The organism is Actinacidiphila sp. bgisy145, from assembly GCF_057708125.1.
In genome coordinates, this window is sequence record NZ_JBYIRL010000041.1 from 44,703 (window position 1) to 65,079 (window position 20,377).

At 75.2% G+C, this 20,377-nt stretch carries 20 protein-coding genes and 1 riboswitch; of the genes, 9 read left to right on the forward strand and 11 right to left on the reverse strand.

The window, feature by feature from the left end; all coding sequences use genetic code 11:
* Positions 1-26: 26 nt before the first annotated feature.
* Positions 27-1,724: a bifunctional 3'-5' exonuclease/DNA polymerase gene (locus AC3ERT_RS29750; RefSeq protein WP_435177876.1), complete on the forward strand. Its 1,698-nt coding sequence runs from the start codon at positions 27-29 to the stop codon at positions 1,722-1,724.
* Positions 1,725-1,800: 76 nt separating this feature from the next.
* Here AC3ERT_RS29750 and AC3ERT_RS29755 read toward each other — a convergent pair whose 3' ends face one another.
* From AC3ERT_RS29755 to AC3ERT_RS29775, 5 genes are all read right to left on the reverse strand, one after another.
* On the reverse strand, positions 1,801-2,778 hold the full coding sequence (locus AC3ERT_RS29755) for a lysylphosphatidylglycerol synthase transmembrane domain-containing protein (protein WP_435177878.1): 978 nt from the start codon (positions 2,776-2,778) through the stop codon (positions 1,801-1,803).
* A 301-nt stretch (positions 2,779-3,079) separates the two neighbouring features.
* Positions 3,080-4,987 carry a ricin-type beta-trefoil lectin domain protein gene (locus tag AC3ERT_RS29760; protein WP_435177880.1) on the reverse strand — a complete coding sequence of 636 codons (1,908 nt, stop codon included), beginning with the start codon at positions 4,985-4,987 and terminating at the stop codon, positions 3,080-3,082.
* A gap of 325 nt (positions 4,988-5,312) precedes the next feature.
* Positions 5,313-6,383, reverse strand: a complete 1,071-nt coding sequence (locus AC3ERT_RS29765; protein ID WP_435177882.1) for a LacI family DNA-binding transcriptional regulator — start codon at positions 6,381-6,383, stop codon at positions 5,313-5,315.
* A gap of 277 nt (positions 6,384-6,660) precedes the next feature.
* Positions 6,661-7,401, reverse strand: a complete 741-nt coding sequence (locus AC3ERT_RS29770; RefSeq protein ID WP_335976392.1) for a class I SAM-dependent methyltransferase — start codon at positions 7,399-7,401, stop codon at positions 6,661-6,663.
* 140 nt (positions 7,402-7,541) lie between these two features.
* A complete protein-coding gene (locus AC3ERT_RS29775; RefSeq protein WP_435136561.1) occupies positions 7,542-8,552 on the reverse strand; it encodes an enoyl-CoA hydratase/isomerase family protein in 1,011 nt (336 codons plus the stop codon).
* Between the two features lie 129 nt (positions 8,553-8,681).
* Positions 8,682-8,772, forward strand: a riboswitch (ZMP/ZTP riboswitch).
* A 27-nt stretch (positions 8,773-8,799) separates the two neighbouring features.
* Between AC3ERT_RS29775 and AC3ERT_RS29780 the strand changes: the two genes are divergently transcribed.
* The gene (locus tag AC3ERT_RS29780) at positions 8,800-10,275 is read left to right on the forward strand and encodes a glycine hydroxymethyltransferase (protein ID WP_335976398.1); all 1,476 of its coding nucleotides are present in this window, start codon (positions 8,800-8,802) and stop codon (positions 10,273-10,275) included.
* Between the two features lie 91 nt (positions 10,276-10,366).
* Here AC3ERT_RS29780 and AC3ERT_RS29785 read toward each other — a convergent pair whose 3' ends face one another.
* The gene (locus AC3ERT_RS29785) at positions 10,367-10,582 is read right to left on the reverse strand and encodes a DUF4190 domain-containing protein (protein WP_335976915.1); all 216 of its coding nucleotides are present in this window, start codon (positions 10,580-10,582) and stop codon (positions 10,367-10,369) included.
* Between the two features lie 143 nt (positions 10,583-10,725).
* On the reverse strand, positions 10,726-10,878 hold the full coding sequence (locus AC3ERT_RS29790; protein WP_200823366.1) for a hypothetical protein: 153 nt from the start codon (positions 10,876-10,878) through the stop codon (positions 10,726-10,728).
* 104 nt (positions 10,879-10,982) lie between these two features.
* Here AC3ERT_RS29790 and AC3ERT_RS29795 point away from each other — a divergent pair, with 104 nt between their 5' ends.
* From AC3ERT_RS29795 to AC3ERT_RS29815, 5 genes are all read left to right on the forward strand, one after another.
* On the forward strand, positions 10,983-11,780 hold the full coding sequence (locus AC3ERT_RS29795; protein WP_435177884.1) for a TetR family transcriptional regulator: 798 nt from the start codon (positions 10,983-10,985) through the stop codon (positions 11,778-11,780).
* Between the two features lie 269 nt (positions 11,781-12,049).
* The gene (locus AC3ERT_RS29800) at positions 12,050-13,246 is read left to right on the forward strand and encodes an AraC family transcriptional regulator ligand-binding domain-containing protein (protein ID WP_435177886.1); all 1,197 of its coding nucleotides are present in this window, start codon (positions 12,050-12,052) and stop codon (positions 13,244-13,246) included.
* Positions 13,243-13,482, forward strand: coding sequence for a hypothetical protein (locus AC3ERT_RS29805; RefSeq protein ID WP_435177888.1), 240 nt, complete (start codon positions 13,243-13,245; stop codon positions 13,480-13,482). The genes AC3ERT_RS29800 and AC3ERT_RS29805 overlap by 4 nt, the downstream gene beginning before the upstream one ends.
* Positions 13,479-14,147, forward strand: coding sequence for a ThuA domain-containing protein (locus AC3ERT_RS29810; RefSeq protein ID WP_435136574.1), 669 nt, complete (start codon positions 13,479-13,481; stop codon positions 14,145-14,147). Before AC3ERT_RS29805 ends, AC3ERT_RS29810 begins: the two co-directional genes overlap by 4 nt.
* Positions 14,148-14,289: 142 nt before the next feature.
* Positions 14,290-15,114 carry a DUF6227 family protein gene (locus tag AC3ERT_RS29815; RefSeq protein ID WP_435177890.1) on the forward strand — a complete coding sequence of 275 codons (825 nt, stop codon included), beginning with the start codon at positions 14,290-14,292 and terminating at the stop codon, positions 15,112-15,114.
* Positions 15,115-15,187: 73 nt separating this feature from the next.
* On the opposite strand, the gene AC3ERT_RS29820 is transcribed toward AC3ERT_RS29815, so the two are convergent.
* Positions 15,188-15,604, reverse strand: coding sequence for a winged helix-turn-helix transcriptional regulator (locus AC3ERT_RS29820; protein WP_435136580.1), 417 nt, complete (start codon positions 15,602-15,604; stop codon positions 15,188-15,190).
* Positions 15,605-15,737: 133 nt separating this feature from the next.
* On the opposite strand from AC3ERT_RS29820, the gene AC3ERT_RS29825 reads away from it, so the two are divergent.
* On the forward strand, positions 15,738-16,610 hold the full coding sequence (locus AC3ERT_RS29825; protein ID WP_435136583.1) for an aldo/keto reductase family oxidoreductase: 873 nt from the start codon (positions 15,738-15,740) through the stop codon (positions 16,608-16,610).
* Positions 16,611-16,632: 22 nt separating this feature from the next.
* Here the strand turns inward: AC3ERT_RS29825 and AC3ERT_RS29830 are convergent, their stop codons facing one another.
* The 3 genes from AC3ERT_RS29830 to AC3ERT_RS29840 all read right to left on the reverse strand — a co-directional run bounded on the left by AC3ERT_RS29830 (position 16,633) and on the right by AC3ERT_RS29840 (position 19,154).
* Positions 16,633-17,172, reverse strand: coding sequence for a hypothetical protein (locus AC3ERT_RS29830; RefSeq protein ID WP_335976425.1), 540 nt, complete (start codon positions 17,170-17,172; stop codon positions 16,633-16,635).
* A gap of 62 nt (positions 17,173-17,234) precedes the next feature.
* Positions 17,235-17,732, reverse strand: a complete 498-nt coding sequence (locus AC3ERT_RS29835) for a MarR family winged helix-turn-helix transcriptional regulator (protein WP_335976427.1) — start codon at positions 17,730-17,732, stop codon at positions 17,235-17,237.
* 138 nt (positions 17,733-17,870) lie between these two features.
* Positions 17,871-19,154 carry an alpha-L-fucosidase gene (locus AC3ERT_RS29840; RefSeq protein ID WP_435177892.1) on the reverse strand — a complete coding sequence of 428 codons (1,284 nt, stop codon included), beginning with the start codon at positions 19,152-19,154 and terminating at the stop codon, positions 17,871-17,873.
* A gap of 130 nt (positions 19,155-19,284) precedes the next feature.
* Between AC3ERT_RS29840 and AC3ERT_RS29845 the strand changes: the two genes are divergently transcribed.
* Positions 19,285-20,334, forward strand: a complete 1,050-nt coding sequence (locus AC3ERT_RS29845; protein WP_435136590.1) for a LacI family DNA-binding transcriptional regulator — start codon at positions 19,285-19,287, stop codon at positions 20,332-20,334.
* Positions 20,335-20,377: the final 43 nt, after the last annotated feature.

The following is a 20,377-nucleotide window of genomic DNA, read 5'->3' on the forward strand; positions in this document are numbered from 1 at the left end:
TCAGTGGTCGGACCTAAGGTCGGGGTGTGGAGAGTGTGGTGGCCGTCGTCGCGGACCCGGTGGGGTCCGGCGGTCGGTGGTGCGCGCTCGCGGCGGACGGGGGTGCGGCGGGGCCGGTGCAGGCCGTGCCCTACCTGGCCGCGGCCGTGGCGCGGCGCGAGGCGGCCGAGCGGCCGCGCTGGGTGTGGGCGGCCACCGACGAGATCTATCCATGGCTGCTGGAGCGCGCCGCGGTGCGGCCGGGCCGCTGCCATGACGTGAAGCTCGTGGAGTCCCTGCTGCTGGGCATGGCCGGGTGGCACGCGCGGCCGCGCTCCCTGGGCGCGGCCTGGGCGCGGCTGCACGACCTGCCCGAGCCGGCGGACGCGCCGGAGCCCGGCGCCGACGACCAGCCGGTGCTCTTCGCGGCCGACCGGCACCATCTGCCGCCGGACACCGACCCGTTGGCCGCGCTGATCGCGGTCTACGCCGACCAGCGGCGCCGTATCGCCGGGAGCGGGCACCCGGACCGTACCCTGCTGCTGTGCGCCGCGGAGTCCGCCGGTGCGCTGGCCGCGGTGGAGATGGGCCGCGACGGCCTGCCGTGGAGCGCGGCCGTGCACGACGAACTGCTCACCGGCCTGCTCGGCGCCCGCCCGGCCGGCGGCGCCCGCCCCGCCGTCCTGGGCGACCTCACCCGGCGCATCCAGCAGGCGCTGGGCCGCCCGGTCAACCCCGACTCCCCCGCGCAGGTGCTGCCCGCCTTCGCCCGGCTCGGGGTGCCGCTGCGCACCACCCGCTCGCACGAGCTGCGCGAGGTCGAACACCCCGCCGCCGCACTCCTGCTGCGGTACAAGGAGCTGTCCCGTATCCATGCCGCGCACGGCTGGGCGTGGCGCGAGGCGTGGGTGCGCGGCGGCCGGTTCCGGCCGGAGTACGTGGTCGGCGGGGTGGTGTCGGGGCGGTGGGCGACGCGCGGCGGCGGGGCGTTGCAGATCCCGCGGCTGCTGCGCGGCGCGGTGGTCGCCGATCCCGGGCACCGGCTGGTGGTGGCCGACGCCGGCCAGCTCGAACCGCGGGTGCTGGCCGCGCTGTCCGGTGACCCCGGGCTGGCCAGGGCCGCGTCCGGCGGCGACCTGTACGCGGCGCTCGCCCTGGACGCGTTCGCCGGTGACCGGCCGCGCGCGAAGATCGCGCTGCTCGCGGCGATGTACGGGCAGACCAGCGGGGAGGCCGGGCAGTTGCTGGCGGTCATGCGGCGCCGCTTCCCGAGCGCGCTCGCCCTGGTGGAGGCGGCGGCCCGCACCGGTGAGGCGGGCGGTGTCGTGCGCTCCCGGCTCGGCCGCACCTCGCCCACCCCGTCGGCGGGCCGGTTCCTCGACGCCGACGGTGCGGAGCCGGGGGCGGCCGAGGACCCGGGGGACAGTTCCTCGCCGAACCTGCGGGCCGCCCGCTCCTGGGGGCGCTTCACCCGCAACTTCGTGATCCAGGCCAGCGCTTCGGACTGGGCGCTGGCGATGCTCGCGGCGCTGCGCAGGCGGCTGGCCGTGATCGGCCCGCAGCCGCGGCTGGTGCTCTTCCAGCACGACGAGGTCGTCGTCCATGTGCCCGCCGACCTGGCCCCGGCCGTCGAAGCGGCCGTCACCGAGGCCGGCGAGGAGGCCCGCCGCCTCGTCTTCGGTGCCACCCCGGTGCCCTTCCCGCTGGAGACGCACGCCGTCGAGTGCTACGCGGACGCGAAGTAACGCCGCCTGCCGCCGCGCGCACCGGACCCCGGGCCCCGAAGCCGGGCCCCAGGCGATGAGCCCCGGACCGCGGGCCTCACAGCTCGCCGCGGCGGACCAGCACCGCGAGGACCACGGCGCCGGGGACCAGCGGCAGCCACGTGGTGAGCAGGCGGTAGCCGAGGACGGCGGAGGTCGCGGCGACCCCGGAGGCGCCCGCGGTGACCAGGGCCAGCGCCAGCGCGGCGTCGAGCGAGCCGATTCCGGCCGGGGTCGGCAGCCAGCCCGCGGCGGTGCTCGCGCACAGGTACGCCACCAGGGCGCCGCTGACCGGCACGGGCGCGTGCACCGCGCGGATCACCGCGACGACCACCGCGCCGTGCATCAGCGGGAAGCAGAGCGACCCGCCCCACAGGGCGGCGGCCCGGGCCGGGTCGCGGTGCACCGCCCGCACGTCCTGGACGACCGAGGTGAGGAAGCCGCGCAGCCGGGCGCCCAGCCGGCGGGCGTAGCGCAGCAGCAGCACGATCCCGACGACCGCGGCGGTACCGCCGACGGCCAGCAGCAGCAGGTGGTCCGGCAGCGCGGGCCGCCCGGCGACCACCCGGCGGATGTGCAGGGCGTCGGGGAAGACCAGCAGCGCCACCAGCAGCAGCGCGATCCGCCCGGCGACGGCCGCGGCCGCGCGCACCGCGAGGGCGGCGAGCGCGGCGGTGGGGGTCATGCCGCGCCGGACCAGGAAGCGCAGGTTCACCGCATTCCCGCCGACGCCCGCCGGCAGCACGTGGTTGGCGGCCGAGGCGGCGAACTGCGCGGCCAGCAGCCGCCCGGGCGGGACCGCGCGCACCACGGCGCCCTGGAGCGCGACGGCGGAGAACACCCAGGTCATGACCGCGGCCAGGCAGGCGACCGAGAGCCACTCGCCGTCGGCCGAACCCAGCCGCCCCGCACCGGAGTTGATGACCGTCCACTTGCTGACCAGCAGGACCGCGACGGCGGCGAGCGGCAGGGCCATCGCCGTGGACCGCACGGAGGCGCGCTGCCAAAGGGCTCCATCGGTGCGTGCGACGGACACGGCGACTCCTCGGCGCGTGGGGACGGCTGCTCCAGGCTAGGACCTGGTGGAGCCGCTCTCCTACCCGCCCAGGGCCACTTGGGTCAAAGCGCTGGGGAACATCAGTCGACCGGGGGATTTCGCGCGCACAGGTACGCCTTCCCCCGCAAGGGGGGCCGGCCAGGCGGCGGAGCCGAGAAGGCCCGGTAGGCGGGAGCAGTTGCGGCCGCCGGTCCGCGAGGTGACGCGGACCGGCGGCTCTTCCCTCAGCGCGACCGGGCGGCGGTGAGAGGTCCGCCACCCGGCCGTTGCGGGCAGTGGATCAGGCGGCGGGCGCCGTCCACTGCTGATTGGCGGCCCCGGTGCAGCTCCAGATCTGGAGTCTGGTGCCGTTGGCCGAACTCGGCCCGGTGGCGTCGAGGCACTTGCCCGAACCGGTGTTGACCAGTTCGCCGTTCGGGCCGCGGGTCCACTGCTGGGCCGCGGTGCCGTTGCAGTCGTACAGCTGCGTCGGGGTGCCGTCGGCGGTGCCGGCCGAGGTGACGTCCAGGCACTTGCCCAGCGCCTGGAGGGTGTTGCCGCTCGCGGTCCACTGCTGGGCGGAGGTGCCGTTGCAGTCGTAGAGCTGGACCGCGGTGCCGTTGGCGGAGTTGCCGCCGGCGACGTCGGCGCACTTGCCGCCGTAACCGGTGATGGTGCCGGTGTGGCCGGAGGAGGTGCCGCCGCTGCTCTGGGTGCCGGACCAGGTGAACGTGGCCGAGGCGCCCGCGGGCATCGTGTAGGTGAAGTGCTCGCCGCCCCAGTCGACGGTGACCGGCTGGGCGGAGGAGGACTCGTTGTAGGCGATCAGCGCCTTGGAGCCGTCCGGGTTCCGCCAGGCGACGTTGCGGATCGTGGAGTTGTCGTCGGAGCTGATCCGGTGGGCGCCGGGCCGGACGAACTTCGTCAGCTGGCCCATCGTGTAGTACTCGATGGTGTAGTCGACCTGCCCGCTGCGGCTGTCGCCGTTGTGCACGGTGACCAGGCCGGTGCAGGTGCCGCAGCCGCCGTTGTGCGGGCCCATGTCCTGGTCGACCGCCAGGCTCCACTTGACCCAGCTCTGGCCCCAGTTGCGGGTGTAGTCGATCAGGTTCTCCATGTCCTCCTTCTGCTGGTTGCCGATCCAGGTCCCGCCGGAGTGCTCGGTGTCGAAGTCCGGCACGTCCGGGTACTTGTCGTGGATCGTGGTCTGCTCGCTGGTGCTGCCCTCGTATCCGTGCCAGGCGATGCCGCCGAAGTTGGGGGCGTCGCGGATCGCGGCGTCGTCGACGGTGGGCGCGGCGTAGCTGTCGTACGAGTCGGGGTTCCAGTCCAGGGCGAGCACCTTCGTGGACAGGCCAGCGGTGTGCAGCGCCGGGAGCAGGTCGTTCTTGGTGAAGTAGGCGAGCCCGGAGCCGTTCCAGTTCGCGCCGGGGTAGTCGCCGCCGACGGTCGGCTCGTTCTGCACCGAGACGTAGTCGATCGGCACGCCCGCGGCCTGGTACGCCTGGATGTACTTCACGAAGTACTGCGCGTAGGCGGCGTAGTACTGCGCCTGGAGCCACCCCTGCACATAGCTGTCGTTGTCCTTCATCCACGGCGGCGGGGTCCACGGGGTGGCCATCACCGTGACGTCCGGGTTGATCTGCTCGGCCTGCTTGGTCAGCGGCAGGATGTCGGTCTGGTCGTGGGCGACGGAGAAGTGCGCGAGGGACGGGTCGGTCTGGCCGGCCGGCATGTCGTCGTAGGTGTAGCTGCTGCGGGCCAGGTCGGAGGCGCCCATCGGGTTGCGCAGGAAGTCCAGGCCGATCCCGTCGACGGGGTCGAAGAGCTTCTTCATGACCGAGTCGCGGGTCGCGGCCGACAGGGCGCCGCTGGAGCCCAGCAGGTAGCCGGCGGTGTCGGTGAACGACGCGCCGCCGCCGGTGAACTGCTGGTACTGCGTGTTCTCGTCGACCGTGACCTGCTGACCGGAGCCGCCGGTGCCGGCGGAGAAGGCCAGCGGGGCCTGCTGCTCCAGGCCCTTGGTGACGTTCCGGCCGCCGGAGTCGCTGGTGGTGGTCAGGTAGACCTGGACGCTCTCGCCGGCCGCGTGCGCGGTGGCGGGCGCCGCGAGCATCGGCGCGACGGCCGCGGCGGCGGCCGTCACCACCCCGACGAGGGTGCGCCGCATCCGGGTTGCGCCCGCGCGGGGGCGTGTTGCTGCGCTCATGGTTCGTTGCCCTTCTCGGCAATGTGGCATGGGCTGACATGGGGGGGCGTGCGGGCGTGCGGGCGTACGGGCGTGCGCGCGGTGCCGTGAGCGGGGCGTACGCCCGTACGTCCGCGGTCCGGGCGAGGCAGCCATGCGGCGAGGGGGCCCGCACGCCTGCGCTCATCAGCTGTTCCCGGACTTGTTTCACGACTTTTATCGCGACGTGATTTAACTCGCGCCGTTCCGGGCCGTCAAGGGCCCACACATGCATCGGGGCACTGAAACACCGTGAAACAAAAGGGCGTTGGCCGGCTCGGGTCGATGCCGCTCGGGTCGATGCCGCTCAGGCCGATGCCGCGCCATCCGCCGACCGCGCCGGGGCGGTGCTCCCGCGCGGCACCAGCACCGGCGGCTCCAACGGGGCCGCGCCCGCAGCCTGCTCCCCCCGGATGTGCGCGAGCAGCACCTCCGCGGCCTGGCGGCCGTACTGGGGCACATGGCGGCTGACCGCGGTCAGCGCGGGGTGCACCAGCCGGCACAGCTCGCTGTCGTCCCAGGCGACGAGGGACAGCTCGCCCGGCACCGGCACCCCCATCTCCTGGGCCACCCCGAGCGCGGCGACGGCCATCACGTCGTTGTCGTAGACGACGGCGGTGGGCCGCCGGGTGCCCGACAGCAGCCGACGGGTCGCCCGGGCGCCGCCCTCGCCGGTGTAGTCGGTGTAGACGCAGGTGACCCCGCCGATCCCGAACTCCTCGGCGGCGGCCTCGAACGCCTCGCTGCGCTCGCGGGTGTGCACGAAGTGCGGCGGCCCGGCCACCCGGGCGACCTCGCGGTGCCCGAGGGCGGCGAGGTAGGCCACGGTCTCGCGGACCGCGACCGCGTCGTCGATCCACACCGACGGCATCCCCGACAGGCGCCCGGCGTGCCCCACCGCCACGGCGGGCATGCCGAGTTCGGCAAGCAGCCCGGGCCGCGGGTCGGGTTCGCGCAGGTCCACCAGGAGCACCCCGTCCACCCGCCGCTCGCCCCACCAGCGCCGGTACGCCGCCGCCTCCGCGCCGACGTCCTCGGTGACCTGGAGCAGCAGCGCGGTGCCGGTGGCCGCGAGCCCGGCCTCGACCCCGGAGATCAGCCGCATGAAGAACGGTTCGATGCCCAGCACCCACGCCGGGCGGTCCACCACCAGGCCGATCGCGCCGCAGCGGCCGTCGGACAGCGCGCGGGCGGCGCTGCTGGGGTGCCAGCCCATCCGGGCGGCGATCTCCAGGACGCGCGCGCGGGTGCCCTCGGACACGCCGGGCTTGTCGTTGAGCGCGTAGGACACCGCGCCCTTCGAGACGCCCGCGGCCGCGGCGATGTCGGCGATCGTGGGGCGCTTGCGGGGCGAGGCGGGGGGCACGGGCGACGACACGGGGGGCATACGGCCTCGGGCGGTATGGGGCCCGCGGGCGGGCCGGGTGCGGCGGACGGGCCACCCAGCTTAACAACGCTGAACCGGTCCGCAGGTGCTGTCGCAGGCGGCAAGTGGGGGCGCGTCAGGGCGCCGCGGGCTCAACCGGTTGAGCCGCTCCTGCCCTCGCCACCGCGCCCACCGTGCCCGCCTCGCCCCACCCGCGCCGCCGGTCCACCGCCGGCGCCCCCTGCCCGCCGGCCTCCTGCCCACGCGCCGCCCGCCCAGGAAGCACCCCTCAGCCGCGCACCGCGGAGATCTCCAACCGGACGTAGTCCGCGACGGGTTCGGCCAGCCGCGCCGCGACCGCCTTGACGAACGGTTCACGGTCGTCCTCGGCCATGGCGTCCAGCCGCGGCCCGAGGATGAGGGTGGCGAGGAACGCCTCCAGCTGCTCGCCGCGCTCGAACACCGCCGGGTCGGGCCGCAGCCGCACGTCGATGTCGGTGAACCCGGCGGCGGCCAGCCGCTCGCGGGTGTCGTCCACGCCCGCGAACTCCCAGGTGTCGGAGGGGGTGCCGGTGACGTCGGCGACGGCGGCGTTGATGGCCGCGATGTTGCCGCGGCCGCCGCAGTCGCTGACCAGGCGGGCGCCGGGCCGCATCCGCTCGGCGAGCGCGGCGAAGAGCGCGGCGTGGTCCTCGATCCAGTGGAAGGCGGCGACGCTGAAGACCGCGTCGACCTCGCCCTCGAAGGGCAGCGGCTTCGTCAGGTCGGCGAGCACGACCTCCACCTGGTCCAGCCGCCCGGCCAGCCGCTCCCGCAGCCTGTCCAGCATTTGGGCGGAACCGTCCACGGCGACGACGCGGCCGTCCGGCAGCCGGTCGAGCAGCCCCTCGGTGTCGCGCCCGGTCCCGCAGCCCGCGTCCAGCACGCGTTCGCCACCGCGCAGGGGCAGCCGCCCTAGCGTGCGCCGCCCCCAGCCGAGGTGCGGCAGCGGCAGGGAGTCGTACGTCCTGGCGTCCCATTCCCGGGGCATGGCGCTCCAATCGTCCCGCGGCCACCGCCGGCCGCCCGACGGCGGCGGTCCGGTGCCGTCGGGTGCCAGCGTACGCCGATCCGCCCACATGGTGATACCGACGTCTCACATGGCGGAACGACGGAACGCTCACGCCGCGGCTACGGCCGGGGCGCCCAGACCGGGGTCCGGTCCCGGTCCACCAGGGCCGCGCGCACGCCCTCGTGGAAGTCGGGCTGCCGGGCGGTGCGGCAGGCGTTCTCCAACTCGTTCGCCAGGCACTGCTCCAGGCTCGCGCCCTCTCCCTCGCGCAGCATCCGGAAGGTCAGGTCCAGGCTCATCGGGCTCGCCCGGTCCAGCAGCGCGCGGGCGTCCTCGGCCCAGGCGCGGTCGTCCGCGCCGCCGCCGGCGGCCGCCGCGGCCAGCCGCTCCCGCACCTGGTCCAGGTCCGGCGCGCCGAAGCAGCGCTCGATCACCGCGCCGCGCCCGGCGAGTTCGGCGGGCGGGGCGGGCACGGCGAACCGCGCCAGCACCGCGTCCGGCGCGCCCCCGTCCGGCCCGGTCAGGGCCTCCTGAAGCGCGGGCAGTTCGGCGGCGGGCACGTAGTGCGTGGCCAGGCCGCACCCGACGGCCGCGGCGCCGGTCAGCCGGGCGCCGGTCAGCCCGAGGTACCAGCCGACCGCGCCGGGCAGCCGCGGCAGGAAGTAGGTGGCGCCGATGTCCGGGAAGAAGCCGATCGCCGTCTCCGGCATCGCCAGCACCGCCCGCTCGGTGGCGACCAGCGCCGAGCCGTGCACCGAGATCCCCAGGCCCCCGCCCATCGCGTAGCCGTCGACCAGCGCGGTGTACGGCTTCGGGTAGCGCGCGATCAGCGCGTTGAGCGCGTACTCGGCGCTGAAGTACGCACGGACCGCCGCGTCGTCGCCGGCCATGCCCGCGGCGCGCATCGCCACGATGTCGCCGCCGGCGCAGAACGCCTTGGGCGAGGTGCTGCGCACCACCACCGCGCGTACCGCCGGGTCCTCCCGCCAGCCGCGCAGCAGCGCGCCGATCGCGTGGACCATGTCCAGGTCCAGCGCGTTGAGCGCGCGGGGCCGGTCCAATGCGATGACGCCCGCGCCCGCGGCGGTGACCTCGCCCCGTACCGATGCCGAGGCCCGTGCCGTTCCCATCCGCCGCTCCCGCCGCTCGCCGTCCGCACCGGGGGCGCGCCGCGCCGGCCCGGCCCCCGCCGTAAGGAGGCCGCCCCGGCGGCGGCCCCGGACCGACCCTACGCGGCGGACCTCCGCCTTGATACGCTGCCGGTGAGCCGTGACTGGCGTGCTGGGATGGGTGCAACCATCGGGAAGCGGCTCGTTCTGGACCGAAGTGCCGTACGCCTGGGCCACCCCGTTGCCGAAACCTCCGGAGGACCCCGCCATGGCCGAGCCGTCCGTCCCCTCCCACTCCGCCTCCCCGCAGCGCGACTCTGTCGCCTCGACCGCGTTCCGCAGCGCGCTGGAGGTCGTGCGGAGCGTCGAGCCGCGGGTCGCCGACGCGATCGCCGCCGAGGTCGCCGACCAGCGCGAGATGCTGAAGCTGATCGCGAGCGAGAACTACGCCTCTCCCGCGGTGCTGCTGGCGATGGGCAACTGGTTCAGCGACAAGTACGCGGAGGGCACCGTCGGCCGCCGCTTCTACGCCGGCTGCCGCAACGTGGACACCGTGGAGTCGCTCGCCGCCGAGCACGCCCGCACCGTCTTCGGCGCCGCGCACGCCTATGTGCAGCCGCACTCCGGCATCGACGCGAACCTCGTCGCGTTCTGGGCGGTGCTCTCGCAGCGGGTGGAGCGCCCGGCGCTGGAGAAGGCCGGCGCCCGCCAGGTCAACGACCTGTCCGAGGCGGACTGGGCCGAACTGCGCGCCGACTTCGGCAACCAGCGGATGCTGGGGATGTCACTGGACGCCGGCGGCCACCTCACGCACGGCTTCCGGCCGAACATCTCGGGCAAGATGTTCGAGCAGCGCAGCTACGGCACCGACCCGGCGACCGGCCTGGTGGACTACGACGCGCTGCGCGCCGCCGCCCGCGAGTTCCGGCCGCTGATCCTGGTCGCGGGCTACTCCGCCTACCCGCGGCTGGTCAACTTCCGCATCATGCGCGAGATCGCCGACGAGGTCGGGGCGACGCTGATGGTGGACATGGCGCACTTCGCCGGGCTGGTCGCGGGCAAGGTGCTCACCGGCGACTTCGACCCGGTGCCGCACGCGAACATCGTCACCACGACCACGCACAAGTCGCTGCGCGGTCCGCGCGGCGGCATGGTGCTGTGCGACGACGCGCTCGCCGAGCACGTGGACCGCGGCTGCCCGATGGTGCTCGGCGGCCCGCTGCCGCACGTGATGGCGGCCAAGGCGGTGGCGCTCGCGGAGGCGGCCCGGCCGGAGTTCGGCACGTACGCGCACGCCGTGGTGGACAACGCCCGCTCCCTGGCGGAGGGCCTGCTGCGGCGCGGCGCGACGCTCGTCACCGGCGGCACCGACAACCACCTCGCGCTGATCGACGTCTCCTCCTACGGCCTGACGGGCCGCCAGGCGGAGGCCGCTCTGCTGGACGCGGGCATCGTCACCAACCGCAACTCGGTACCGCAGGACCCGAACGGCGCCTGGTACACCTCCGGCATCCGGATCGGCACCCCGGCGCTGACCACCCGGGGGCTGGGCGCGCCGGAGATGGACGAGATCGCCGGCCTGATCGACACGGTGCTGACCGCCGCCACGCCCGCGGCCGCGGCCAAGGGCGGCACCTCGAAGGCGAACTACGTGCTGGACCCGGCCGTCGCGGAGCAGGTCGCGGCGCGCTCCTCGGACCTGCTGGCGGGCTTCCCGCTCTACCCGGGGATCGACCTGAGCTGACGCCCGCCGGGACGCCGAACGGCCCGCCCCTCGTACGTCGATCCGTACGAGGGGCGGGCCGTTCGCGGTGTGGGGCGCTGCGCCGGGCCGCTCAGGTGAAGGACCAGATGACGCCGTGGTTGGCGACGGTGACCGCGACCATGACGGCCAGGTCGGCCACGCCGAGCACCAGGCCGAGGGCGGCGCGGCCGCGGCGGCGGGTGCCGCGGGCGAACGCGACGAGTGCGAGGACGACGGCGACCGGGCCGAGCACGACGTTGAGCACGAGCAGTCCGGGCAGGCCGAGCAGGAAGGAGGCGACCGCCATGCCGTCCGCGTCGCGGACGTTGCGGGAGACCGCCGGGGTCGCGGGGGCGGCCGGGGTAGCGGCGCTGACGGGGTGCGCTGCGGTGTTCACGGTGTTCCTCTCGGAAAACGGTGGGTTCTTCCGGGCGTCGGTCGGGCGCCCGCTCAGCGGTGGCGGCGGGCGATGCCCTCGCGGACGGCGAAACCGAGCAGCCAGGCCGCGATGGCGGCGGCGAGGACGGTGAAGACCGTGAGCGAGGTGTGGGCGGCGGCACCCATCAGGATGCCCATCCCCAGCAGGAGGACGACGAGGCTCATGTCTGCTGCACCTCCAGCGAGTTCGAGATTTCGGATGACAGTTGTTCACTGACTTCTCCAGTGTACGGTGGCCAAAGTCGGAGAACGGTTGTTTACTGAATGACATGAGTCACACTTCCGACGGCCCGCGGCCGCAGCCAGGATCAGGGCCGGGGCCGGGGCCGGGACCGGGCACCGGGGAACCCCGGCCGGGCACCCGCCGGGCGCAGAAGCAGCAGACCCGGCAGGCGCTGCTGGACGCGGGCCTGCGCCTGCTGGAGCACCAGAACCTCAGCAGCCTGGGCCTGCGCGAGCTGACCCGGGAGGTCGGTGTCTCGCCCGCCGCCTTCTACCGCCACTTCCCGGACATGGACGGCCTCGGCGTCGCCCTGGTCGGCGAGGCGCTGGGCAGCCTGCACGAGGTGGTCCGCGCGACCCTCGCCGACGGCGCCGACGGCAGCGCGCCCGACGCCCTGATCGACCGGAGCGTCACCTTCACGGCGGCGTACGTCGACGAGCACCGCCCGCACGTCCGCTTCATCGCGCGCGAGCGGCACGGCGGGGTGCGGCCGGTACGGGAGGCGATCGCGGCCGAACTCGGCCGGTTCACCGACGAGGTGGCGGCGGGGCTGGCGGTGCAGCCCGCGTCGGCCGGCTGGTCGGGGGCCGAACTGCGGGTGCTCGCCGGGCTCCACGTCGACCACATGGTGGCGACCGCGGCCGAACTGCTGGAGGCGCCGCCCGGCGACGCGGCCGCGCGGGAGCGGATCATGGCCGCGGCCCGGCTGCGGATGCAAATCATCAGCGTGGGCCGGCTGCACTGGCTCGACCCGGCGCCGGACCGGGCTGGCCGGGCAGACCGGGCGGGACGAACAGACCGGTCGACGGCACGGGGCCGCCCGGGGCTGCCGGGGCGGACGTGAGGGGCGCGAACTGGGCCTTTTGGAGTCGGTACGGACCTCGGCCCGCTTCCGCACCGGCTCTCCCCCGCCGGCCCGCGCCCCTCTCGTGCGCCGCGGCTCCCAGGGATGCCGCCCCCCGATCATGGGGCGGACGACCGCCGTACGGGAGGACGGAACGCGACAGCCGGTGGTCGAAACGCGCCAGATCACGCGTAGGCTGCTGGAACGTCCCCCGGCGGGCAGCCGCGGGGCCCCCACCCAGGACGACCGCCGACCGCCGGAGTTCCGGTATGCCGCCAGCAGCGCCCACTGCCGACCCCCACCTGTCCACCCGCGCGCACCAGCAGCCCGGCCCGGACGGCGGCGCCGCCCGCGCCGCGCAGGTCCCGCCGCAGACCGAGTCCGTGGTGGTCACCCGCCTGATCGCCACCGCCGCCGCGAAGAGCCCGCGCGAGGCGGAACAGCTCGCGCGCGCCGCGGGGCTGCCCCACCTGCTGACCTCGCCGGAGACCACCCGCGCCCCCTCCGCGCACACCTACCGGCTGTGGGGCGCGGTGCTCGCGCACACCGGCTGCCGCGACGCCGGCCTGCTGGCCGCCGAAGGCTACCGGCCCGGCCTGCTCGACGTGTTCGACTACCTGATGTCCTCCGCGCCGACCGTCGGCGAGGGCCTGACCCGCGAGGCCGCCCACATCCACCTGATCAGCAGCAACTCCCTGCTCACCATCGAGGAGTCCGGGGACGAGGTGACCATCGGCTACGGCGTGCGGCGCGGCGACGACGAACTGCGCTGGGTGGTCGCGGAGTTCGCGATGGCGGTGCTGACCGCGCAGCTCCGGCACGCGACCGGGCGCGAACTCGGCCCGGTCCGGCTGGAGTTCGCCCACCGGGCGCCGCGGCGGCAGGCGCCGTACCGGGAGTCGTTCGGAGCCGCCCGGCTGGAGTTCGGCGCGGACGCCGACGCGCTGACGCTGCACCGGCGGGACCTGGAGCGGCCGTTGGACACCGCCGACCCAGCGCTTGCCGCGATCATGCTGCGCGCGGCCGCCGCCACCCCGCCCCCGCAGGCGCCCGCGGCAACGGCAGCGACAGCGACAGCGCCCGCGATGACGGATGCCGCTCCCGTTCCCGGGCTGCGTGAGCTGATCGCCACCCAACTGCCCTACGGGCGCCCCTCGTTGGCCGAGGCGGCGCGGCGGCTGGCGATCAGCCCGCGCACCCTGCAACGGCGGCTCGGCGACTTCGGCACCACCTGGCGGGCCGAACTGGACACCGTACGGCGTGAGCAGTGGCTGCGGCACGAGGAGGCGGGATCGGCGCAGCGCGCGGCGCGGCTGGGGTTCGCCGAGTCGCGCTCGCTGCGGCGGGCGATGAGCCGCTGGGACGCGGACGCGCGGGAGGGCCGCGCGGCGGGCGACGGCGGCGGCACCGAGGAGACCGGGACCGGCCGCCGGGCCGGCAGAGCGCAGGAGGCGGGCACGGCGTGAGCGACGGGACCGAGCGGGCCGGAGGCGAAGAGGGCGGCGGGGGCGGGGAGATCAGCGAGGGCGGCGACCCGGTGTGCTGGCTGGACCGGGTGTGCGAGGAGTGCGGGGCCTTCCGCGAGACGGCCGGCCCGGACTGCGCCCGCTGCGGCACTCCCTTCCCGGGCGCCGTCACCCCGCCCCCGCCCTCGCCATCCTCGGAAGGACCCCAGCCGTCCGGGCGGCGGGCCGACCGGTGAGCCGCGGCGCCGTCCTGGTCTTCAGCGCGACCGCCGGCTACCGGCACGCGTCGATCGGCGCCGGGGCCGCCGCACTCGCCGAACTCGCCGCCGCACAGGGCCTGTCCACCCGCCACACCGAGGACCCGGACGACCTGCGCCCGGCCGCGCTGGCCGGCTGCGCGGCCGTGGTCTTCCTCTCCCCCACCGGCGAGGTCCTGCACGACCGGGCCCGGGCGGCGCTGCGCGGCCACGTCACCGGCGGGGGCGGTTTCCTCGGTGTCCACGCGGCGGCGTGCGCGGAGTACGACTGGCCGTACTACGGCGAGTTGCTCGGCGCGCGCTTCGCCGGGCACCCGCCCCTCCAGCCCGCCGACGTCCTCGTCCACGACCGCGGCCACCCCGCCACCGCACACCTGCCGGCCCGCTGGCGCTGGACCGACGAGTGGTACGACTTCCGCGCCGGACCAGCCGGACGGGCGGTGCGGGTGCTGGCCTCCGTGGACGAGGGCAGCTACGACGGCACCCGGACGGGCACGGACCACCCGCTGGTCTGGTGCCACCGGGCGGGCGGCGGGCGGGTGTTCTACACCGCGCTCGGGCACCTCCCGTCCGCCTACGCCGACCCGGACTTCCGCCGCCACCTCGGCGGGGCGCTGGCATGGTGCGCCGGGGCGGCGGAGTGAGGCTCGTCCCGATGGCCCGCGGGGGGCGCGCGTTGCAGCGTACACGCCCGTAATTCCGGCCTTCCGCATACTCCTCGGGCGACGGCGCTACTACGCTGAGTGGCAGCAGGAGAGTGGCGGCGCCGGGGAACGGGAGGGCCGTATGGACGCTGGACCTGCACGGGCGGTCGAGCCGGACGTCGTACGATCCGGGGGGCGGCCCGCCGAGCAGTTGGCGCGGTTACTGGGCCGCGCCCGCAACGGCGCGCAGGCCGCGCGGCAGCTGGCCGAGGTGCGCGGCGCGCTGATGCACTACTGCGGCCTCCAGTCCTGCCGCCACACCAACGGGCCGCCGCGGGCGATGGACCGGCGCACCTACCGGCACAGCTTCCTGCTGCCGGACGGCGGGGTGCGGCTGGTGTGGGAGCTGGAGCACAACACCGGGCCCGGCGGGGAGCTGACCCGCGCGGTCTTCACCGACCGGGGCGAGCTGGCGCTCGCCGAGTGGGAGGCCGACACCGCGTTCGGGACGCCGCTGCCCATGCGGACCGGGCCCGGCCCGGCCGACCTCGCGGACCTCGCGGACCTCGCGGACCTCGCCGGGTCGGCCGGTCTGCCGGGTGCCGAGCCGCTGCCCTCGGCGAGCGGCCGCAACCGGGCGTACACCGAGGCCGGTTCGCCCGAGCACGCCCGCCGCCTGCTGCGCCGCGCGGCCAACGCGAACCCGCCGGGGGCCGACGTCCAGGGCCGCCTGCACGCGGCGGTCGCCCACACCATCGGCATGGTGGGCCGCCGCAGCACGCACGTCGCCGGGCGCACGGTGACCTGGTCGCTGTACGAGCACGCCTTCCTGCTGCCCGACGGCACCGAGCTGAGCCTGTGGGAGATCGACCACACCCGCACGCCGACCGGCAGCCCGGTGTGCGAGGTCTACGCCACCCGCGACGCCGCCCTGGACACGGCGGTCCGCCGCATCGAGGCCGGCTGAGCCCCGCTGAGCCCCGCCGGGCCCTGGTCCCACCCGACCGCCGCCCCCGGTCCGCACCGGGCCGCCGGCCCTGCTACGCGTTCGCCGCGTCGTGCTGCTCCCGGTGGGCGAGGACCTGGTCCATGTTGCCCTGCGCCCACTGCCGCAGCCCGCGGGTCAGGTGGTGCAGCGACAGGCCGAGGCCGGTCAGCTCGTAGGTGACCGTGACCGGCACCGTGGGGGTCACGGTGCGGGTGAGCAGGCCGTCGCGTTCGAGGGCGCGCAGGGTCTGGGTCAGCATCTTCTGGCTCACGCCGGCCAACTGCCGTGCCAGCTCGGAGTAGCGCATCGCCCGCGGGGTGCCGCCCTCCCCGCCGCCGCCCAGGGCGCACAGGATCAGGACCACCCACTTGTCCGCGATCCGGTCGAGCAGCTGGCGGCTGGGGCACCCCGCGAGGAACGCGTTGTACTCCGCCGCGGCCTGTGCCTTCCGTTCCGCCCTGGTCGCCACCGGTCCCACCTCTCACCCACGGGTCGTTACGCACTTCAGAGTGCCTCCTTCCCGAAAGGAAGCACCTCTCCAAGAATGGTGCAAGGGGACCTCAGAGACCACCCCCGTACGGCACGAAGCGAAAGGCACGGCGATGAGCACGCCCTCCACACCCCTTCCCGGCGGACTTTTCCCGCTGGGCGACAAGGCCGTCACCCGGTTCGGATACGGCGCGATGCAGCTGGCCGGCCCGGGAGTCATGGGGCCGCCCGCGGACCACGACGGCGCACTGGCCGTCCTGCGCGAGGCGGTCGCCCTCGGCATCACCCACATCGACACCAGCAACGCCTACGGTCCGGGGGTCACCAACGCGCTGATCCGCGAGGCGCTGCACCCCTACCCCGACTCGCTGCTCATCGCCACGAAGGTGGGGGCGAACCGCGACGCGCAGGGCGGCTGGCCCACGGCCCGGCGCCCGGAGGACCTGCGCAGGCAGGTCCACGAGAACCTCGACTCCCTCGGCGTCGAGGCCCTCGACCTGGTGAATATGAGGATGGGCGACGCCATGGGCACCCGGCCCGGATCGATCGCCGAGGCGTTCGGCACCCTCGCCGACCTGCGGCGCGAGGGGCTGATCCGCCACCTCGGCGTCAGCAACGCCACCGCGGAGCAGGTCGCCGAGGCCCGCGGCATCGCCCCGGTCGTGTGCGTGCAGAACATGTACAACCTCGCCCACCGCCACGACGACGCCCTCGTGGACGACCTGGCCGCCGACGGCATCGCCTACGTGCCGTTCTTCCCGCTGGGCGGCTTCGCGCCGCTCCAGTCCGAGGCCCTCTCGCGCGTCGCGGACCGGCTCGGGGCGACGCCGATGGCGGTCGCGCTGGCCTGGCTGATGCAGCGCTCGCCGAACATCCTGCTCATCCCCGGCACCTCCTCCACCGCCCACCTGCGGGAGAACGCCGCCGGCGCCGCACTCCCGCTGTCGGCCGAGGACCTGGCCGCGCTGGACGCCATCGCCGGCTGACCCGGCGCGGTGCGAAGGCGCCCTACGGGCCGTGCGGCTCCCGGCAGGCGCAGGCGGGGGCGCCTTCGCCGTCGGCGAGCTTGATGAGGGTCAGCCGGGACAGCGGCGGCGGCGCGCCGGTGCGGCCGGCCCGCCGCCAGGCGATGAGCACGGTCAGCCGGATCATCTTCCGGGCCACGTACACCAGCAGCGCGGCGAGCGGGAGTTCGGCGACCACCGCGGTGACGACCGCGCCGGCCAGCTCGTCGCTGTTCCAGTCCAGCACGATGTCGAACCAGGCGTCGCAGCACAGCAGGGCGGCGGTGACCAGCGCCCACGGGATGAAGATCTGGAGCCGCCGCCAGGCGCACAGCGCGGTGATGCCGATCGCCACGATCAGGGCGCAGTCGAAGCCGACCCAGGCGAAGCGCCACTGGTCGACCTCGTGGTGGTCGGGCAGGCTCGCCGACAGGTAGCCGATCCACGGCACGAGGAAGAGGAAGCTGCCCGTGACGACGGCGAGGAACAGTTGGCGCAGGTGCCGCACGTGCGGGTCGTGCGGCGACGGGACCTCGTCATCCATGCCGTCCACTGTGCCAAAGGCACCGCCACCCGGCGCCGCGGACCCGCTGCCGCGTCCCCGTCTCAGGAGCACGGCACCGGGCCGAACGGGTCGAGGGAGCCGACGGTGTCGGCCAGGCAGCGGAAGGCGTCCTCGCCGAGCGGCTCGACCACCCGGGCCCGCAGCGTCCGCGCGAGCAGCACGGCTGCGGCCCGTACGGACCCGGCGCCGGCCGGGGTCAGCGCGGTGTGGACGACCCGGCGGTCGGTGGCGCAGGGGCGGCGCTCGACGAGCCCCGCGCCTTCGAGCCGGTCCACCAGCTTGGTGGTGCCCGCGGTGGAGAAGCCGAGGGCGGCCGAGAGCTGGTTCATCGGCGCGGCCCTGCCGGGTGCGGCGGCCAGGAACATCAGGGCCTGGAAGGAGCTGGGCGCCAGCTCCTGCTCGGCCTCGACGACGGCGAGCATGCCGTCGGTGAGCCGCCGCACCCCGGTGTGAAGGGCGTGCCACCGCGTGAGCAGGGCCAGCTCGTCCGCGTCGGGGCCCGGGTGCACCGCGCTGCGGCTCGGGGGTTGCGCCACCATGGGGCCCAGTATCCCCCGGCCGCCTTCCGGCCGGTCACCCGGGAGCCCGTACGGCAGCCCGGGCAGACATCGGATGCCTGCCCCTGTCCCTACCCCTGCCCCCTGTGCCTGCGGCCCGCGCCGACCGCCGGCCCCCGTTCAGTCCCGGCCCGTCCCCCGGTACAGCTCCAGTTCGCCGTCCAGCTCCAGCGCCAGCACCGTGGCGTACGGGTCGACGTCGCGGGGCGCGGGCGCGTCGATCCACAGCACGCCGGGCACGTCGTGCAGCCCGCCGGTGACGTGGTGACCGACCTCCGTGCCGGTGCCGAGCACCGTGGCCCGCCGGACGGCGTTGCGCAGGCCGCGCACCGACACCGTCTCGCGCGGCGGGTCGAAGCAGGTCAGGTACAGGGTGCGGCGGTCGGCCGACAGCGTGCTGGGACCGTAGTGGTGGCCGGGCGGCAGTCCGGCCGAGGTGCCGTACACCGCCGGCGCGTGCCGGGCGGTCCAGGCGCCCAGGCCCTCCAGGCGGTCGGCCTGCTCGGGCGTGATCGTGCCGTCCTCGCGCGGGCCGACGTCCAGCAGCAGGTTGCCGCCGGCGCCGACGGTCTCGGCGAGGTAGCGGACGAGCTGGCCGACCGACTTGTGCCGGTGGTCCTGCGGCTGGAAGCCCCAGGAGTCGTTGACCGTCAGGCACAGCTCCCAGGGGCCGTCCGGTGCCACGAGCGGGACGCCCTGCTCGGGTGTGGCGTAGTCGCCGCGGTGCAGCATGCGGGCGTTGAGCACGGCTTGCGGGGTGACTGCGAGGATGTCGTCGGCGAGCGCGTCGATGCCCCACTGCTCGGCGGACCGCTCCCACTCCCCGTCGAACCACAGCAGGTCGGGCCGGTAGCGGGTGGTCAGCTCCCGCACCTGCGCGTCGCGGTAGGCCAGGTAGCGGCGCCACGCGGCCGGGTCCTCGGCGCCCTGTTCCGGGGCGCTGAACCGGCTGTCGTTGACGGGGATGCCGGCCGTGCCGCCGGCCGGCGACGGGTGGCGCACGGTCGCGTAGTCGGGGTGGGACCAGTCGGAGTGCGAGTAGTACAGCCCGACGCGCAGGCCGTGCGCGCGCAGCGCGTCGGCGTAGCCGCCGACCAGGTCGCGCCCGGCAGGGGTGTCGCGGGCCACGGACAGGCCCTGCTGCGCGGTGTCCCACAGGGCGACGCCGTCGTGGTGGCGGGCGGTGAGCACCGCGTAGCGGGCGCCGGCCCGGGCGAACAGCCGCGCCCAGGCGTCGGGGTCGTAGCGGGCGGCGGTGAACCCGGCCAGCTGGCCGAAGTACTGCTCGCGGCTGACCCTGCCGTCGTAGAACGCCCACGACTCCGGGACGCCGTCGACCGCGTAGACGCCGTAGTGCACGAAGATGCCGAGCTTGGCGTCGGAGAACCAGGGTTGCATGGGCATGAGCCGCACCCACTCCCATACATCGGAGGTATGACCGGACGGCTTGACCTTAAGTCGCCCCGCGCCGCCGATCAATCCCCGGCCGCCCCAAGATCGGAGAGCGCTCTCCCACCGTGGTATAAAGGCAGGTATGACCACCAGCCGTCCGGGTCGACCGCACCTGCCCACACTCGAAGACGTCGCACGGTCCGCCGGGGTCTCGCGGGCGACGGTCTCCCGGGTGGTCAACGGCACGCGGAACGTCGACCCGGAGATCCAGAAGGTGGTCCAGCAGGCGGTGGCCCGCACCGGCTACGTGCCGAACCGCGCGGCCCGCACGCTCGTCACCCGCCGCACCGACGCGGTCGCGCTGGTCTTCTCGGTGCCCGGGCACGGCGCCGACGACCCCTTCATGTCACGGGTGTTCAGCGACGCGTTCTTCGGCCGGATCGTCGGCGGCCTGCTCACGGTGCTGCGGCCGCGCGACATGCACCCGGTGCTGATGCTCGCCGACTCCGACCAGGCGCGGCGCGAACTCGTCACCACCCTGCGCCAGCAGCACATCGACGGCGTGGTGCTGGTCTCGATCGCCCCCGCCGACCCGCTGCCCGCCCTGCTGGCCGAAGCCGGGCTGCCGGTGGTGCTCTTCGGCCGCCCGGCGGAGCCGGTGCCGATCAGCTTCGTGGACATCTCCCAGCAGGCGGGCGTCGAACTGGCCGTCGACCACCTCGTCTCGCTCGGCCGCACCCGCCTCGCCACCATCGCCGGCCCGCACGACTCCCCGGCCGGACGGGACCGCCGCGCGGCCTTCCGCGCCGCGGTGACCGGCCACGGCCACCCGCGCCCGCCCGCCGTCGAGGGCGACTTCACACAGGAGAGCGGCGAGGCGGCGATGCGCGCGCTGCTGGCCGAACACCCGGACACCGACGGGGTGTTCGTCGCCAACGACCTGATGGCGCAGGGCGCGCTGCTCGCCCTGCGCGACCTCGGCCGCCGGGTGCCGGAGGACATCGCCGTGGTCGGCTTCGACGACAGCAGCGCGGCGACCGCCTCCCGGCCGCTGCTGACCACCGTGCGGCAGCCGGTGGAGGACATGGCCGCGGAGATGGGCCGGCTGCTGCTCGCCCTCATCGACGACAGTGCCCAGCAGACCCGTTCGGTGATCTTCAGGACGACGCTCGTCCGCCGCCGGTCCGCCTGACGCCGTCCGCCCAGGGCCTGTTGCGGCGGGCGGCCCGAGCGGA

Bases quoted from the DNA above. Each gene is read 5' to 3' on its own strand.
- AC3ERT_RS29760 (WP_435177880.1), bottom strand. From the start codon at position 4,987: ATGAGCGCAGCAACACGCCCCCGCGCGGGCGCAACCCGGATGCGGCGC.
- AC3ERT_RS29830 (WP_335976425.1), bottom strand. From the start codon at position 17,172: ATGGATGACGAGGTCCCGTCGCCGCACGACCCGCACGTGCGGCACCTG.
- AC3ERT_RS29845 (WP_435136590.1), top strand. From the start codon at position 19,285: ATGACCACCAGCCGTCCGGGTCGACCGCACCTGCCCACACTCGAAGAC.
- AC3ERT_RS29800 (WP_435177886.1), top strand. From the start codon at position 12,050: ATGCCGCCAGCAGCGCCCACTGCCGACCCCCACCTGTCCACCCGCGCG.
- AC3ERT_RS29815 (WP_435177890.1), top strand. From the start codon at position 14,290: ATGGACGCTGGACCTGCACGGGCGGTCGAGCCGGACGTCGTACGATCC.
- AC3ERT_RS29840 (WP_435177892.1), bottom strand. From the start codon at position 19,154: ATGCCCATGCAACCCTGGTTCTCCGACGCCAAGCTCGGCATCTTCGTG.
- AC3ERT_RS29775 (WP_435136561.1), bottom strand. From the start codon at position 8,552: ATGGGAACGGCACGGGCCTCGGCATCGGTACGGGGCGAGGTCACCGCC.
- AC3ERT_RS29785 (WP_335976915.1), bottom strand. From the start codon at position 10,582: ATGGCGGTCGCCTCCTTCCTGCTCGGCCTGCCCGGACTGCTCGTGCTC.
- AC3ERT_RS29790 (WP_200823366.1), bottom strand. From the start codon at position 10,878: ATGAGCCTCGTCGTCCTCCTGCTGGGGATGGGCATCCTGATGGGTGCC.
- AC3ERT_RS29825 (WP_435136583.1), top strand. From the start codon at position 15,738: ATGAGCACGCCCTCCACACCCCTTCCCGGCGGACTTTTCCCGCTGGGC.
- AC3ERT_RS29795 (WP_435177884.1), top strand. From the start codon at position 10,983: ATGAGTCACACTTCCGACGGCCCGCGGCCGCAGCCAGGATCAGGGCCG.
- AC3ERT_RS29835 (WP_335976427.1), bottom strand. From the start codon at position 17,732: ATGGTGGCGCAACCCCCGAGCCGCAGCGCGGTGCACCCGGGCCCCGAC.
- AC3ERT_RS29770 (WP_335976392.1), bottom strand. From the start codon at position 7,401: ATGCCCCGGGAATGGGACGCCAGGACGTACGACTCCCTGCCGCTGCCG.
- AC3ERT_RS29780 (WP_335976398.1), top strand. From the start codon at position 8,800: ATGGCCGAGCCGTCCGTCCCCTCCCACTCCGCCTCCCCGCAGCGCGAC.